The organism is Paenibacillus macquariensis (genome assembly GCF_900156375.1).
Classification (GTDB): Bacteria; Bacillota; Bacilli; order Paenibacillales; family Paenibacillaceae; genus Paenibacillus_AQ; species Paenibacillus_AQ macquariensis.
On record NZ_FTNK01000003.1, the window covers coordinates 139,622 to 155,157 of the forward strand.

Genomic DNA, 15,536 nt, shown 5'->3' on the forward strand with positions numbered 1-15,536 from the left:
GTAGCGCATACATGTGTAAACAATATGTTAAATACGTGGAGTGATTCTTATAACATTGTATATGGTGTTCTATTTGATATTTCCACGTAGAACTAGAGAGACTTCTTGAATCCCTTCGTGATGTGGCTTCTCTAATACTACCCAGTTAAGTGCGAGAGATTCCTTTAATTGTGAAACTTGGTGTTTAGTAAGTTTAATGTCATCCATTCTATCCTCACCAAAGCTGAAGTCTACATGGGCTTGAAGATTGAATTTTTCCTCAGTCCAAATTTTCAGACCATTTCGTGTATTAAAGGTCATTCGATATCCTTCAAGCGCCTGTTCGAGCTTCTCGTTATGCTCCTCAGCATACGTAAAGAAATCTTCATATTGATAATGCTCTTCTTCTGCATTTTTAAGAAGTGTAGCATCTTTTAAGCGAACAGCTTCTCTAATCAGTGCCTCATCGTTCAACGATTTTCTGGCATGTTCTAGCAAAATCGCAGTATGTTGTGAAATAGTGATTTCAAGACTCATGTGATAACTCCGCCTTTCGGTATTCTCATATTTTTTAGTTCTCATCTATATGGCATGAAATAAAGTTGACTAGTGTCTTTAGTTCATTCCAATAGATGGAATGAAATAAAGCTGACTAAGCGTCTTTAATTCATTCCATGTAAATGGATTGAACTAACGTTAAATAGTGTCGTTAATTCATTCCATGTACATGTAATGAACTAAAGTTGACTAAACGTCTTTAGTTCATTCCATGTAAATGGCATGCTGTATAATGACCTGGTGATATTTCAAGCCATTGAGGTTCTTCTTGGCGACACCGCTCCGTAGCGAAGGGGCATCTTGAGGCGAAATTACAGCCTTGGAAATTCTGCATCAGGCTTGGTAATTCACCTGTAATCGAAGGTGAAGATAGTTGTTGAGCTATCTTCGGATCGGGTTGCGGAATGGCTTCAAGCAGAGCTTGAGTATAAGGATGAGCTGGGTGATCATATAATTCATCGCTTGGAGCAAGCTCGACAAGCTTACCAAGATACATCACTCCGATACGATCTGAGATATGGCGTACCATAGATAGATCATGTGCAATGAACAGATAAGTTAGACCGAATTCTGCTTGGAGATCTTCAAGCATATTAACGACTTGAGCTTGAACAGACACGTCGAGCGCTGAGATAGGTTCGTCACACAATATAAATTCAGGCCGAACGGATAGGGCTCTTGCAATACTGATCCGTTGGCGTTGACCTCCGCTGAATTCATGTGGATAACGCTGGGCATGTTCAGCTTTCAGACCAACCTTCTCAAGTAATTCTAATACAGTATCACGGCGATCTTGTTTGCTTCCGATACCATGAATCTCCATGGGTTCGCTAATGAGCTGCGCGACATTCATACCTGGATTCAATGAGGAATAGGGATCTTGGAATATCGTTTGCATCCTTTTACGGAATGGTTTTAATTGCCGTTCATTCTTATTGGCAATATTATGTCCATCGAAATGAATCTCGCCATCTGTCACATCGTATAAGCGGACAATACTTCGGCCTGTCGTGGATTTACCACAACCTGATTCCCCCACTAAGCCGAAAGTCTCTCCTCGGTTGATGTGAAAGGTGAGGTCATCTACAGCTTTTAACATATTGCGGCCACTACTTCCAGCTCCACGAGCAGGGAAATATTTCTTCAATCCTTTGACGTCTAGTAGAATTTCTGGATTTGGATTCATGGTGTATCTCCCTCTCTCCACTTCGCATCATTGCCTTCAGCAGATTCATATAGCCAGCAAAGAGCGCGGTGCTCTTCATTGAATTCGGTATAGCGAGGCATCGTCTTGCAGATGTCCCCTGCATGTGGACATCTTTCCATGAAAGGACAACCCGAAGGAGGGTCAAGAAGGTCTGGTGGTGTACCTTCTATAGTGGCTAATCGTTGCCGTCCACCAGAGGTAACCCTAGGGATCGATCTCAACAAACCTTGGGTATAAGGATGACGTGGATGTTCGAAGATTTCTTCCACGGTTCCTTCTTCCATGATCAGACCCCCATACATGACGATGACCCGCGTACATACCTGGGCGACAACGCCGAGATCATGTGTAATTAATAAAATAGCTGTATTCGTACGTTCCTTGAGTTGCTTCATGAGTCCTAGAATTTGGGCTTGTATAGTGACATCCAGCGCTGTGGTTGGTTCATCTGCAATGAGTAGTTGAGGGTTACATGAGAGAGCCATAGCTATCATCACGCGTTGCCGCATACCACCGCTAAACTCATGAGGATACTGATCAATCCGTTGCTCAGGTGAAGGGATCCCAACTTCACGAAGTAATTCAATAGCCCGCTGTCTTGCTTCATGTTTGTCTAATTTGCGGTGACGTCTGATGACCTCAATTAATTGCTTACCAACACGAATAACGGGATTAAGGGAAGTCATAGGATCCTGAAAGATCATTGAAATTTCGTTGCCACGGATTTTACGTAATTCCTTATCCGACATAGATACTAGATTCTTATCGTTAAACATGACTTGTCCGTCTAAAATTTTACCTGGAGGTTGAATTAATCCAATAATTGATTTCGCAGTGACGCTCTTGCCACTTCCTGATTCTCCAACAATGCCAATAACATCTCCAGCTTGTACATTGAAGCTAACCCCTCTGACAGACTGAACTTCACCGGCACGAGTCATAAACGAAGTCTTTAAATTTCGCACAGATAGTAAGTCGCTCATAATACCTCACTCCAATATATCTAAATGAATGATTAGGTTCATTAACGTTTATTTGCTTTCGGTTCAAAGGCTACTCGAAATATATCACCAAGGAAATTGAACGATAGCACAGTCAGTAATATAAATACCCCAGGAATAATAGCTAGATAAGGGGCTTCACTAATGAAGCTCTGTGCATCATTTAGCATACTTCCCCATGAGGAATTAGGCTGCTTCACACCGAGTCCCAAGAAGCTAAGTGAAGATTCCATAAGAATGGCTGAAGCGATATTGATCGTGGCTGATACAATAATGGTAGGCATAATATTCGGAATAATATGTTTAATAATTATACGAATTTTGCTCTGACCCGACACTCGGGCATACAGTACATATTCTCGTTCTTTAACGGAGAGTGTCTCAGCTCTTACAATTCTGGCAATGCCCATCCAACTGAGCGCACCTATTATGACAATGATTGTTCCAATCCCTGGTTTCATATATGCGTTTAATATAAGCATGAGAAAGAAAGAAGGGATGGCCATCAGTACGTCAACCGAACGCATAAGCAGATTATCTACCCAACCCCCGAAATATCCACTGATCGTTCCTACAGTCATTCCTAGTGTGACAGAAATAACCATAGAGAGAAAACCGACGCTAAGAGATATTCGGCCCCCATATAAAGCTCTGGCAAGATAATCTCGTCCGTAATCATCTGTTCCGAACCAATGGTTAGAATCAGGTGGCTTTAATCGATCAAGCACAACGATTTGGTTGGGGTCATATTTAGATAGAAAAGCCAATGCGGCGGCAATCACAAATAACACCAGAACGGCTATCGCTGCTATCCCTATCTTTTGTTCACGTAATTGTGTAGTTATGTTACGCCATCTAATTGAATTCATCTTGCTACTCACCCCATCGTCTTGATACGTGGATCAACCACGCCGTATAAGATGTCCGCCACCAGATTGCCCACAACAAGCATGATGGAGGAGAGCATCGTAATACCCATAATAATTGGATAATCGAGCCCATATACTGCTGTTATGCCTAGAGAACCCATGCCAGGCCATGAAAACACAGATTCCGTAATGAAAGCTCCAGCAATGAGCTCTGGAAGAGACATCCCTAGAATTGTAATGACGGGTAGGAGTACATTCTTGAATACATGCTTCCATAATACGGTTCCCGTAGTCGACCCATAGGCATATTGGATTTGTACATAATCCTCTTCCAATTGGCTGATGGTATTAGAACGGATATATCTCATATAGACAGAAACGTTCATATAGAGTAGTACGGTCACAGGTAGAATACCATGTTTAATAATATCTAGTATGGAGTCGGAGCCTACAGTGCGCATGCCCATACTAGGAAGCCAATGTAGTTTAACTGCAAATAAATAGATGAGCATAATACCGAACCAGAAACTCGGAATTGATATCCCGATATAAGAGAATAAGCTAAGAATGCGGTCAATCGGGCGATTCTTACGTGATCCAGCATACATACTTAATGGAATAGAGATAAGTAGAGAAAGAAGTAACCCTGCACCCATAAGTCCTACTGTAGCGGGAAGACGACCTAATATTTGTTCCATCACGGGACGATGATTAACTATTGAGTAGCCAAGATCACCTGAAAGTACATTTTTGAGCCACAATAAATACTGAACATACACAGGTTTATCAAGGCCTAAGTTTTGGCGAATACGTTCGACGTCCTCAGCTCCCATATTGGGTGTAACAAAAGATAGAACTGGATCACCCGGTGCAAGCTTGATAAGCGCGAACGATATTATTGAAATAAATAAAAGAAGGGGGACAGCTTGTCCAACCCTTCGCAAGATATATCTTCTCAAGAATACCCCTCCGGACCAACGCCGGACGTTACCGACCGGCGTTTGTAGTAAGAATTGCTACATTTATTTTTTGTATACTTGGGAAAAGTCTTCTAGCATCACGACTGGTTTTGGAGTAGCTTTCTCTATACCGCTATAAGTATTGTCCACCGCAACGATAGCCTTGGTGTAAGCAATCGGGTAAACGGTCATTTCATTAGCTACAGTTTGTTGAATTTGTTTATACAATTCTGCACGTTTCGTAGTATCAACTTCTACAGCTGCAGTATCCCATAGCTTGTCGAACTCTGCATTCTTATAATGTGAATAGTTATATGCAGCTTCACTCTGGAAGAGTGTCTTATAAGCGTCCGGTTCGTATCCCATAATGTAGCCGCCAAAGGATAGTTCGAAATCTTTGTTGTTCAAATCTAACGTTCTATTCCCGTATGCTGTACCATCCATTGGTAACAATTCCAACTCAATGCCTACATCTTTGAGCTTTTGTTGGATGTATAGGGCCTGACTTTCTTGCGGTTTGTTAGTATTTGTATAGGCTAAGCGAATCTTCAAGTTGCTAACGCCTGCATCGGCAAGCAGTTGTTTAGCCTTCTCTAGGTTATAGTCATACTTTTCAAGATCGCTCGTTTGGTACAATGTATCAGGTGTTAGAATGGAGGACGCAGGCTCAGCAAATTCATTGGAAGTATAGGAAGCTGTAATGATCTCATTCTTATCTAGTGCATAAGCAATCGCTTGACGAACTTCTTTCTTCTGCATGACATCGGTATTTAGGTTGAAGACCATATACTGAAGACGACCTTCAGAATACGTTAGCAGATTGAATTTTCCTGTATCATTGAGTTTTTTATAATCTTGAGTGTCGACCATACGCATTTGGATTTCGCCATTTTGAAGCGCTAGATTTGCTGCATTCGTATCTTTAGCGACACGGTAAGTTACCGTATCTAAATGAGCCTTACCAGCAAAATAATCATCAAATCTTTCTAACGTTACATATTCACCTGCGCGATATTCTTTGAATTTGAAGGGACCTGAACCTATAGGAGCATTGTTCTTGTCACTCTTCTCAATATCTGCAACACCTGCAAATATATGTTCTGGAATCGGGAAGAATTGTACAAGAGCCCCGTCAAAAGCGGCGGTTACTTCCGGAAGTATAAATTCTACAGTTAAGTCATCCACTTTGTTAACTTTGATTGGCTTATTATTCAACACGAATTGACTACGTAGAAAGCTATGTTGGTTCTCATCTAGAATGCTATTCGCTGTAAATACGATATCATCTGCATTAAGAGCTTCACCATCATGCCATTTCAATCCGTCACGTAGCTTAATCGTATAAGTAAGGTTGTCGTCTGATACTTTTACATCTTCAGCAAGTACATAAGTTTTCTTACCGTCATTAATGTTAAACAACGGAGCGTACAAGGATTGGTCAATTGTAAGTGTTACTCGATCTCCTGCATAGATTGGATTCATAACCTTAGGGTCATCTTGAACTGCGACGATGATCGAACCGCCATCTTTCGGTTGGCCGCTATCGGTTGAAGCTGCATCTTGTGGAACCTTAGTATCTGTTTGAGCTGTGTTGTTACCGCCGCATGCACTCAGTACCAATACAAGCGCAAGGACAGCGGTTAACCATAGTTTTCTGTGTTTCATGTAAAATCCCCCTAAGATGTTTTTGTGATTTATACTCTATTATAACTGTCTTTATCGACAAAACAAGACATTAAACCAAGTTTTCTTATAAGAATTAAATAATGTGATATTTTTGAGGTGTTTTCGCACGTAGAAACAGAACATGTTAAGGATTAAGTTAGATTAAATGTACTAAAGACGAACGCTCGTATTCATGATAGATAGATGTATAATAGTGACAAGGTTTTATGAAAAGGGGGAGTAAATTGAGGAAGAGATTAGCATGCTTACATGCGCATTATTCGAACATTCAATATATAGAAAAGGCATTATCTGAATATGACATTGAATTAGTACACTTTGTGGATCCTGCCTTAATGTACCGAGTAACATTTGATGAAAGTTTCAAACGTTCAGATGCTGCCAATAAAGTGAAGGAGCAAATAGAATGGATTGCCCAGAACAAGGTGGATGCTATTCTCATTACGTGTACAAATTATATTGCTTTGTTAAAGGAAGAGGAACTAACCCAATCTACGCCAATAATAAAAATTGATGAACCTTTCTTTGAATATATTTGCAATATCCAGCAACCACAGATTATTGTATTTACGAATCCTGCCACGGTGGAAGGTACGATGTGTCGTCTTTACGATTATGCTACAACTCAAGGGAAATCCCCTGAGGTAGAGGTTATGATCATTCAAAATACGTTTGAGTTAATCATGCAAGGAAGACAAGAAGAATACAATTTGGCAGTATCTAAGTTCTTGAGTACATTAATTGTTAATGAGAACAAAGTCATTTCTGTTGCCCAATTATCTATGGTGGAAGCAGCTGAACAAGTGAAATATAAAGATACTCGAACAATTAGGAATCCATTAGATCCATTAGTTGAGGCCATGTTTAAGACATTAGAACCTGTCAGGTATAATAAATAATTGAAGTTTTCAAATTCATTCCTATTAGCCCGCTCCATAATCCGCATCCTGAATAAGCTATGATGTATTCTAGTCAAAAGGAGGAATGAATCATGAGTGGAGTTGGAGGTTACGGAGGAATTGGTTTAGGTGGATCTACAGGTGCAATTTTAGTTCTTTTCATCTTGTTAGTTATTATTTCTAAAGCATTTATTCTATAATTAGACGATTGAAATAGTTATGCAGGCAAAAAAAGAAAAGCCGGGTAGATACTACCGGCCTTACGTTTTTGCCTGTCTCTATGATTAATAATATATACAACGGAGGATATGAATGAATTCAATCATCAGTAATGGCTATGTGAATGAGCGAGTTACAGCAACTCAAGCTAACGTGAGGGATACAGATGAAATTATGGATATACTAATTGGGACTGCAAGATGGCTACAAAGTAAAGGTTCAACGCAATGGAGTGGTTTGTTGCGGGGAGAAGATAGTCATGATATGGTCGGCTCTATTTCGCGTGGTGAAGTTTTTGCTTTTAAAGAAAATGGCGTTTGCGTGGGAACTGTTATTCTGAAGCAAATGGTGAGCGAATGGGATAAAGATTTGTGGGGCGAGAACGAAGGCGAATTGAACACATCTGTGTTTGTACATAGGCTTGCTATTCATCGTGATCATGCTGGGAAAGGTCTTGGAGCAGATATTTTACGTTGGATTGAAAGTGGTGTTTGTTATAACGATAAAGATCGAATTCGACTGGATTGTATCGGCGACAATATAACGCTAAATCGTTTCTATAGCCAGTGTGGCTACGAATATATGGGTGGAGTTAATGGATTTAGTAAATATGAGAAGTTACTGTAAGGATACAGAAGATTAATCCAGTCTCATAATCATGACAAAATCCAACAAAATATGATATTCTGTATTTTAGGAATGTTACAAGTAATCCGTCTACGATGATATGTGTAGGCGGTATTTTCAAGTTGCATGATGGGTTCACATCTTATAGAGAAGGAGGGCATGGACTTGGACAAGTTCAGACAGTTTTTAAAGGCATCACGAGCTTCAATTGTTATGGTTATGCTTATTCCAGTTGCTCTAGGAGCACTAGGCGCATGGGTATGGGATGGCGTATTTAATGTGTGGCTATTCTTGCTAACACTACTTGGAACAGGGCTTGCCCATCTATTTTCCAATATGATTAATGATTTATGGGATTATAAGAATGGTGCGGATACGGGTGCGAGTGAAGAGGTGGATGCAATAACCAGTCACTCTGGGTATCTGACAAACGGGACATGGAGTGTTAAAGGCTATACGATCGTAACGTGGTCTTTATTTGGAATAGCTATTCTATCTGGTGTTATTCTAAGTATCTTTAGTGGTTGGTGGGCATTTGTTCTGGGGCTTCTTGGAGGAATGATCGCTTATTTCTACGTAGCACCGCCATTGAGATTAGGTTACCGAGGAAAAGGTTTCAGTGAAATTGCTATTTTACTTTCCTTTGGTGTATTGCCTGTAATGGGTGCTTATTATGTTCAGACATCTCATATGGATGTTCGAGCTTTTGTGTTATCTTTACCTATTGGACTACTTACGACTCTTATTCTGTTTAATCATCATTTCTTACATTGGAAGCTAGATCTTCAAGCGGGTAAGAAAACCTTGATTGTAGTATGGGGTGAGGCAAAAGCACTTCGATTCTCAAAAGTGTTACTTCTCCTTGCAGTAATAGCGCTGTTAGTAGCTGTTCTCGTGGGATCGCTACCGTATTATGCGTTGATTGCATGGTTAGTGCTGATTCCGCTGTACCGAGTGTATGGTAAATTGAAGGATCATAACCCTTCACGAGCGTATTTACCATTAATGGGAGGTTCCGTAAAAGGAACATATCGGTTTGGGTTCATACTTATCATAATCATGATTATTCAAGGGTTAATTTAACGATAATAGAAACAATCATAATAGAAGAGACGAGGGATTGTAGATGGAACATACACGTGTGATTGGTGATTTTCATACTATTTTAGATGAAGGACAAGTATGGAAAATGGGAGGATTCCCACTTCCAGACGGATCATTCTGGGAATATCGCGAACCTGATGCGGTAGTCATTGTTCGTAATGGAATTCTGTATGCTCGGGCAACTTTAAGTCGGCAGAATGACCATATTCAAATTCTAGACAATGCGAAACATATGTATTACTCTGTAGAGCCTGTCATTGTACCAGAAGAGGGTGAAATAAGCTTCGAACTTGATATCCGTGCACGTACACAGAATACAGCTCCAAATGACCTGTACGACGGATATGTATCTTTGAATTTACTCGACTTCACAACGGGTGCAGCGCTTGATTTCTTTGCTGGAAATGATAAGTATGCGAGCGTATTCGGCATTCTCCCTTTTCCAGGAGTTGTAGTGCCACCATCGGATAAGACACGCTTCTTCTGCATATTTAAAGAAGACACGAACTTCAAAGCAAGAGAATTTAACAATTATAAAATCACGTATAACCGTGTTACGGACGAAGCTGTTTTCTATTTGAATGGTGTTGAGATCAGACGAGATAAGAATATCCCAATCAAGTTGAATCAGTTCACGATTGCACTAGGAATGATGACAGAGAAGGACTTATCGCCTGAAGGAAGTGTATCTGTTCATGGACAGACCGTGATTGCAGAATGGTCGCCTATCACCGTTATGACAACGGACGGAGCGAAATCTTCGAAGAATGTGGATTTGGGTGAATAGATAGACAATCATTTTGATGAATAAAAGAGAGCTGTCTGCCAAGAAGTCTTTAAAGACTTCTTGCGGACAGCTCTTGTTTTATTTACGAAAACATACCATGAGTGAAAAGTACAACACCAGATCCTAGAATTCCAGATCCTATAATACTAATCATCATAAACTGCGTCACCAAACGGACGGAGATTTTCTTCATGTTCCCACACCTCCTTACATATTTCAGAATAAACAGATTGCTGTTCTTGGGTTGAATGATGACGATGCATTTCAAATAACGCCATACTATTGACCATACCATCTTTGCTATTTATATTGAATGAAAGTCTAAAGCTTTTTAAAACATTCTCTAGACCTTCTCTTAGAAGGTTTTTTCTGAAACAATATAAAGCATATTTCCGGAAAAACAAGTGAAAACGATAGGTGTAATAAGGTTCCTTATAGTAATATGTAACGGTTTGATTACTCCAACCTTCTTTGTGATTAATTCGATATTGTGCAATTTGATCAGCAAAAATATCGAGATATTCGTCAATAAAAACGTTGTTCCGATTGGAAGTATCTAATAACGTAGTTAATCCATCTACAAGTTCATCAGGATATTGTTTGAGAAAAACTAAATATTCTGCAACCCGTGTTAGATCTCCTTCTTTTATTTCAATAGACAATAAGTTAGCATTAGCAAACATGTTGAATTGTTGTACTTCCTTGAGTCCAGTTTCATCGAGCCCTTCAAGCCAACTCATATCTGCATATTTTGCAATCCATTTCTTTGACTCTGCAAACATCCCACGATGCTCATAAGAACCTGCTTTAAACAAATACCCTTGTCCATAATAATACACTAGAGGACGAGCAGGATTGAATTCAGGATCTTCCCACTGCTGCTGTTTTAGATAGATTGTTTCAGCTAATTGACTCAGTTCATCAGAATAATTCTCGACTTCATCCCACTTTTGTTTAACTGCAAATAGCTGAGTCAGCATTAATAGTCCATCAAGAGCATATGCATCGGGCAATCGATGGCGATAGGGGATGAACTGCATAGCGATCATGAAGCTCTTATGCCCATCTGTTCTATAAATCTGAAAGAGTCTATAATAACTAATTGCTAAGCGTTCTGAATGACTTGATTCTTCAGTCTCTATAACGCTTTCGTACATAATTGCTGCAGCTTCCTTCCAACCTTGTTCTAATAGGAATTCTGCTGTTTCAAATATTGAGACTGACTGATTTGTTGGTTCAACTAGATATGTTATTACTGTACGAATGCACTCATGACGATTTAGTTCCGCACATCGAAATAGAAAGGGTCGTATTCTCTCCCAGTCCGGAGTAGTAGTTCCTAAGCACTCCACTATATATAATTCGAATAACTTTCCTTCTGAGAGTTCCATACCAGCAGTAATAAGATCTAGTTGTTCTATAGACATATCTAGGGGATTACTATGTAACAACGTACTTAACATCGGTGGGTCCATGCCGATTGAGTTGGAGAATGAGTGTAGGTCCATTCCTGATTGTCTTATGTATTCTTCTATTTGTGATCGGATCGTAGTGTTTTGTTTCATCAACTAAAACACCTCCATGACTGCAATATTAAGTATATAATAAACGCATTTTAGGCACATATTGAGTATATATGAATTATATATACTAATAGTATACCGGTCAATGAAATATATCCAATCTTTAGGTAGAAAGTAGTTGGAGGTCAAGGAGTTCAGACGTGGTAGATCATTCGTTTGAAATAATGGATTTTACTAGCATTTATTTTCCATTTAGTGGGATGATAATGTGTTGGAAGTAAGATACAATCATAGATATAACAAGTGATAGGTAGTAGGGGGAGAAACAATGTCAGGAACAATATTACTCGTAGAAGACGAACCTTCCATTGGTGAAATGGTAGTGAACTACTTAGAAAGAGAGGGGTTTTCGGTCGTTCATGCGCATGATGGAGAAGAGGCTTTACGGAAGTTTACCGAAGGTGCATTCGATTTGATTCTTCTAGATTTAATGATTCCAAAATTAAGTGGGATGGATTTCTTGAGAATAATTAGAGAGAAAAGTCTGATTCCGATTCTGATAGTATCTGCTAAAGATGGTGAGGTAGATAAGGCATTAGGACTGGGTTTTGGAGCAGATGATTATATTCCTAAGCCATTCTCAATGATAGAACTTTCGGCTAGAGTCAAAGCGGCGCTAAGGCGAGCGAATTATCATATGAATGTCCCTGTTGTTCCTAGAACGAACATCGTCGAGATTCATGAGATCGTGTTGGATATGGACAATCTAACCGTTAGCAAGAATGGACAAGAACTTAAGTTAACTTCTAAGGAATTACAAATTCTAAAGTTATTAATGACCAATCCTAAAAAGGTATTCACTAAGGAACATATCTATCAATCGGTGTGGGATGAACCCTATTATGGAGATGAGAATATCATTAATGTACATATGAGAAGATTAAGAGAGAAGATTGAAGACATCCCTTCGGAGCCTCAGTATATTAAGACCCTATGGGGAATTGGTTATAGACTAGGAGAGTTCTAGTATGACAATTCTATTCATTAGTATCATTCTAATATTAAGTATCATCATAATGATTCAATACATATCTTCAAAGAGAAGAACAGATGATTTGAAATATTGTTACAACAAATTAATTTCTATTGTAGAGAATAAGTCTTCAGAGAAACTCCTGAGAGTGACCGATGATGTAAACCTCCAATCCCTATTAACGGCGATGAATTTGTTACTAGACGCTAACCAAGAGTTAACAGCACAATTTACGCGAACAGAAATGGTTATGAGACGGATGCTTGCTAATATGTCCCACGATTTAAAGACGCCCTTAACCGTTGTTCTCGGAACAATCGAAATGATCCTTCATGAACCTAATTTAGATAAGGAAGAACAAGAACGCTTATTAAAGATGCTTCATCAAAAGGCGCAAGAGATCGTGAAGATGATTCATAACTTTTTTGATTTGGCTAAGTTAGAGTCAGATGATCAGGATTTTGTTATCACACGTGTGAACATGAATGGTGTGTGCAAGAATAGTATTCTTTCGTTCTATGATGTGATTCAAAGTCATCATCTTCAACCTACGATTGAAATTTCAGAAACTCCGATATATGCCTACGCGAACGAAGAAGCCTTGGAACGAATATTAAATAACCTCATGGATAACGCGATTCGATACGGAGCTGATGGTAAAGTCATAGGTATAAAGTTAAGAAGTGACGAAGCCTATGTATATATTGATGTGTGGGATCAAGGGAAAGGCATTCACGAGCAACACCATGATCTTGTATTTGAAAGAATGTACACACTCGAAGACTCAAGAAATAGATCATTCCAAGGAAGCGGACTGGGGCTCACGATAACGAAAAGGTTGGTTGAACAATTGGGTGGGCAAATCCATCTTCGCAGTATACCTTTTAAAAAGACGACCTTTACCGTACAACTTCAACGAGCTACATATTAGCATAATCTGTATTCGTAAGAATTTCTTAAGAATTATGAAATAAAAAAGAAAAGGTTCTGCTCTATTCTAAAGATAAGAACATTTGAAGGAGCCAAAAAAAATGAGCATTATCCTAAGCACGAATCATTTAACCAAATCATTTCATGGTAAAGATGTCGTAACAGATGTGAGTATGAGCGTTAGCCAAGGACAGATATATGGATTCTTAGGTCCTAATGGAGCGGGTAAGACGACTGTGATGAAGATGTTACTGAATCTGGTCAAGCCGACCAGTGGAGACATTGAAATATTCGGAGAACCTCTAACACAGACGTCCATTGAATATCTTAAGCGTATAGGTAGCATTATTGAGTATCCTGTTTTTTATGACAAATTGACAGCACTTGAGAATCTAGAATTACACTGCGCCTATATGGGTTTTTATAATAAGAAGGCGATCAAAGAAGCGCTGGAATTAGTACATTTAACGAACGTCGATCGCAAAGCTGTCCGAGATTTCTCTCTTGGTATGAAACAACGGCTTGGTATCGCTAGATCTATCATCACGAAGCCAGAGCTATTAATTCTAGATGAACCTATCAATGGGCTAGATCCTGTTGGTATGAAAGATATGAGAAATGTATTCAGTATGCTGAGTAAAGAATATGGGATGACATTATTAATCTCAAGTCACCTATTGGGAGAAGTTGAGATGATAGCGGATACGATCGGCATCATTAAGAGTGGAAGGCTGATTCAAGAAATACCCATGGATACGATCAAAGGACAGAATACCGACTATGTGGAGCTCAAGACACCTGATTACAAGAAGGCAACATTTATTCTGGAGAATAAGCTTCATATCACGAATTTCAAGGTCATGGATAACTCGGTTATTCGTATTTACGAGACTGGCATAGCTCAATCGGACATTTCCAAAATATTGATCATGAATGACGTTGCTATCGAATCGATTAATAAAAAGACAGCGTCGTTAGAAGAATACTTCTTAACACAAATAGAGGAGGTTGAGAACTATGCTTAACTTGATGAAGCTTGAGATTAAGAAGAATAAAATGGGAAGGTACTTCAAAGGGGTTGTGATAGCTAATCTATGTATTCTTCTATTCATGTGCTTTATGCCTTATGCAGATAGTATAGAGGAAGGTCCGATGTTCTCAGGCGTAACTGAAGCACTATCAATCGTAGGAACTTTCGTTAGAGTGACGTTTGTTATTTTCGCATCCGTACTCTTTGCCAAATTAATCATAGAGGAATATAAGAATAATACGATATCAGTTCTGTTTACTTACCCGATCCAACGCAAAAAAATTATCCTTGCTAAAATCCTACTGATTACAGGGATGACATTCATCGTGATCGTGGTTTCAAATGTGTTTGTATCAGGGGCATTTATCATGATCAATCATTATCTTAACCTTGTTCCGAATGATCTATCTAACAATTGGTTATCACAAGCGTTAGTGAATATGGTCGTTCAGTCTATAGCGGCAACGGGGATGAGTCTCATCTGCTTATATTTTGGAATGCGGAAGAAATCAGTCCCTACTACGATTCTATCAACCCTTTTGATTATTAGTTTAGTTAACTCTAACAGTGGTAATTTCTCAGTAAGTAATATTATCGCGATTCCACTTACACTTGCAGTGATAGGTGTGGGTATAGCCTATTTCACTTTTAGAAATATTGATAGAGTGGATATTGTGTAATCTACGAAATAAAGTCTAAACAAAAAAAGTTCTGCATAATAGCAGAACTTTTTTTGTTTGAATATGGGACTGTCTATATGTGATAATGCAGAGGTTAGAATGATATGCGAATGGGTGGAGAGTCGTCCGGATTGATAAGAGAAAAAAAGGCATCCCAGCCATTTTTCTATGACTTTGGGATGCCTCTTGTTGTGATTAGGATGCGCAACCTGCACATTCAACGTAATTGTCACCAACAGCTTTAGAAATGCTCAAGAGTTGCCCCATTTCAATATCTTCCTTAGAAGTAAACTCATAATCATAAGCCGTTTCTAAAGCAAGCTCGAAAGCTTTCTCTTTGCTATCGGCAAATACGCTAATTTGTTCCTCATTACCTGTAGATATGACCTTATATGCAAATGTATAACGAAGTATTTCGTTGTCCACGTCATTCACCTCCCCTACT

Annotated in this window: 17 protein-coding genes; 9 read left to right on the plus strand and 8 right to left on the minus strand. The window is 39.2% G+C overall.

Translation table 11 applies throughout. From position 1 onward, the window contains the following. Positions 1-69 precede the first annotated feature (69 nt). The 6 genes from BW961_RS06385 to BW961_RS06410 form a co-directional block, all read right to left on the minus strand. Positions 70-516, minus strand: coding sequence for a hypothetical protein (locus BW961_RS06385; protein ID WP_068582337.1), 447 nt, complete (start codon positions 514-516; stop codon positions 70-72). A 220-nt stretch (positions 517-736) separates the two neighbouring features. Continuing rightward, positions 737-1,723: an ABC transporter ATP-binding protein gene (locus tag BW961_RS06390; RefSeq protein ID WP_068582342.1), complete on the minus strand. Its 987-nt coding sequence runs from the start codon at positions 1,721-1,723 to the stop codon at positions 737-739. Then, positions 1,720-2,727 carry an ABC transporter ATP-binding protein gene (locus tag BW961_RS06395; RefSeq protein ID WP_068582345.1) on the minus strand — a complete coding sequence of 336 codons (1,008 nt, stop codon included), beginning with the start codon at positions 2,725-2,727 and terminating at the stop codon, positions 1,720-1,722. Before BW961_RS06395 ends, BW961_RS06390 begins: the two co-directional genes overlap by 4 nt. Before the next feature lie 41 nt (positions 2,728-2,768). After that, positions 2,769-3,614: an ABC transporter permease gene (locus BW961_RS06400; protein WP_068582348.1), complete on the minus strand. Its 846-nt coding sequence runs from the start codon at positions 3,612-3,614 to the stop codon at positions 2,769-2,771. Between the two features lie 8 nt (positions 3,615-3,622). Then, complete coding sequence (locus tag BW961_RS06405; RefSeq protein ID WP_068582351.1) at positions 3,623-4,573, minus strand: ABC transporter permease; 951 nt, start codon at positions 4,571-4,573, stop codon at positions 3,623-3,625. Positions 4,574-4,636: 63 nt separating this feature from the next. Then, a complete protein-coding gene (locus BW961_RS06410) occupies positions 4,637-6,238 on the minus strand; it encodes an ABC transporter substrate-binding protein (protein ID WP_068582355.1) in 1,602 nt (533 codons plus the stop codon). Positions 6,239-6,483: 245 nt separating this feature from the next. On the opposite strand from BW961_RS06410, the gene BW961_RS06415 reads away from it, so the two are divergent. From BW961_RS06415 to BW961_RS06430, 5 genes are all read left to right on the plus strand, one after another. Beyond that, positions 6,484-7,158, plus strand: coding sequence for a hypothetical protein (locus BW961_RS06415; protein WP_068582358.1), 675 nt, complete (start codon positions 6,484-6,486; stop codon positions 7,156-7,158). A 92-nt stretch (positions 7,159-7,250) separates the two neighbouring features. Continuing rightward, positions 7,251-7,358 (plus strand): sporulation protein YjcZ, encoded by a 108-nt coding sequence (locus BW961_RS29480; RefSeq protein WP_082867389.1) that lies wholly within the window; start codon positions 7,251-7,253, stop codon positions 7,356-7,358. 112 nt (positions 7,359-7,470) lie between these two features. After that, positions 7,471-8,004, plus strand: coding sequence for a GNAT family N-acetyltransferase (locus tag BW961_RS06420; RefSeq protein WP_068582362.1), 534 nt, complete (start codon positions 7,471-7,473; stop codon positions 8,002-8,004). Positions 8,005-8,169: 165 nt separating this feature from the next. Then, positions 8,170-9,087 carry a prenyltransferase gene (locus BW961_RS06425; protein WP_068582366.1) on the plus strand — a complete coding sequence of 306 codons (918 nt, stop codon included), beginning with the start codon at positions 8,170-8,172 and terminating at the stop codon, positions 9,085-9,087. A 43-nt stretch (positions 9,088-9,130) separates the two neighbouring features. Next, positions 9,131-9,895, plus strand: a complete 765-nt coding sequence (locus tag BW961_RS06430) for a DUF6081 family protein (protein ID WP_068582369.1) — start codon at positions 9,131-9,133, stop codon at positions 9,893-9,895. Positions 9,896-10,041: 146 nt separating this feature from the next. On the opposite strand, the gene BW961_RS06435 is transcribed toward BW961_RS06430, so the two are convergent. Then, positions 10,042-11,460: a DNA-binding protein gene (locus BW961_RS06435; protein ID WP_068582374.1), complete on the minus strand. Its 1,419-nt coding sequence runs from the start codon at positions 11,458-11,460 to the stop codon at positions 10,042-10,044. 286 nt (positions 11,461-11,746) lie between these two features. Here BW961_RS06435 and BW961_RS06440 point away from each other — a divergent pair, with 286 nt between their 5' ends. The 4 genes from BW961_RS06440 (at position 11,747) to BW961_RS06455 (ending at position 15,091) form a co-directional block, all read left to right on the plus strand. Then, on the plus strand, positions 11,747-12,445 hold the full coding sequence (locus tag BW961_RS06440) for a response regulator transcription factor (RefSeq protein WP_068582377.1): 699 nt from the start codon (positions 11,747-11,749) through the stop codon (positions 12,443-12,445). Position 12,446: 1 nt separating this feature from the next. Further along, positions 12,447-13,382 (plus strand): sensor histidine kinase, encoded by a 936-nt coding sequence (locus tag BW961_RS06445; protein ID WP_068582380.1) that lies wholly within the window; start codon positions 12,447-12,449, stop codon positions 13,380-13,382. 100 nt (positions 13,383-13,482) lie between these two features. After that, positions 13,483-14,406, plus strand: coding sequence for an ABC transporter ATP-binding protein (locus tag BW961_RS06450; protein WP_068582383.1), 924 nt, complete (start codon positions 13,483-13,485; stop codon positions 14,404-14,406). Next, positions 14,399-15,091 carry an ABC transporter permease gene (locus BW961_RS06455; RefSeq protein WP_068582387.1) on the plus strand — a complete coding sequence of 231 codons (693 nt, stop codon included), beginning with the start codon at positions 14,399-14,401 and terminating at the stop codon, positions 15,089-15,091. Before BW961_RS06450 ends, BW961_RS06455 begins: the two co-directional genes overlap by 8 nt. 195 nt (positions 15,092-15,286) lie before the next feature. On the opposite strand, the gene BW961_RS06460 is transcribed toward BW961_RS06455, so the two are convergent. Next, positions 15,287-15,517 carry a hypothetical protein gene (locus BW961_RS06460; RefSeq protein ID WP_082867390.1) on the minus strand — a complete coding sequence of 77 codons (231 nt, stop codon included), beginning with the start codon at positions 15,515-15,517 and terminating at the stop codon, positions 15,287-15,289. Positions 15,518-15,536 lie beyond the last annotated feature (19 nt).

Bases quoted from the DNA above. Each gene is read 5' to 3' on its own strand.
- BW961_RS06385 (WP_068582337.1), bottom strand. From the start codon at position 516: ATGAGTCTTGAAATCACTATTTCACAACATACTGCGATTTTGCTAGAA.
- BW961_RS06390 (WP_068582342.1), bottom strand. From the start codon at position 1,723: ATGAATCCAAATCCAGAAATTCTACTAGACGTCAAAGGATTGAAGAAA.
- BW961_RS06395 (WP_068582345.1), bottom strand. From the start codon at position 2,727: ATGAGCGACTTACTATCTGTGCGAAATTTAAAGACTTCGTTTATGACT.
- BW961_RS06400 (WP_068582348.1), bottom strand. From the start codon at position 3,614: ATGAATTCAATTAGATGGCGTAACATAACTACACAATTACGTGAACAA.
- BW961_RS06410 (WP_068582355.1), bottom strand. From the start codon at position 6,238: ATGAAACACAGAAAACTATGGTTAACCGCTGTCCTTGCGCTTGTATTG.
- BW961_RS29480 (WP_082867389.1), top strand. From the start codon at position 7,251: ATGAGTGGAGTTGGAGGTTACGGAGGAATTGGTTTAGGTGGATCTACA.
- BW961_RS06420 (WP_068582362.1), top strand. From the start codon at position 7,471: ATGAATTCAATCATCAGTAATGGCTATGTGAATGAGCGAGTTACAGCA.
- BW961_RS06430 (WP_068582369.1), top strand. From the start codon at position 9,131: ATGGAACATACACGTGTGATTGGTGATTTTCATACTATTTTAGATGAA.
- BW961_RS06435 (WP_068582374.1), bottom strand. From the start codon at position 11,460: ATGAAACAAAACACTACGATCCGATCACAAATAGAAGAATACATAAGA.
- BW961_RS06440 (WP_068582377.1), top strand. From the start codon at position 11,747: ATGTCAGGAACAATATTACTCGTAGAAGACGAACCTTCCATTGGTGAA.
- BW961_RS06445 (WP_068582380.1), top strand. From the start codon at position 12,447: ATGACAATTCTATTCATTAGTATCATTCTAATATTAAGTATCATCATA.
- BW961_RS06450 (WP_068582383.1), top strand. From the start codon at position 13,483: ATGAGCATTATCCTAAGCACGAATCATTTAACCAAATCATTTCATGGT.
- BW961_RS06455 (WP_068582387.1), top strand. From the start codon at position 14,399: ATGCTTAACTTGATGAAGCTTGAGATTAAGAAGAATAAAATGGGAAGG.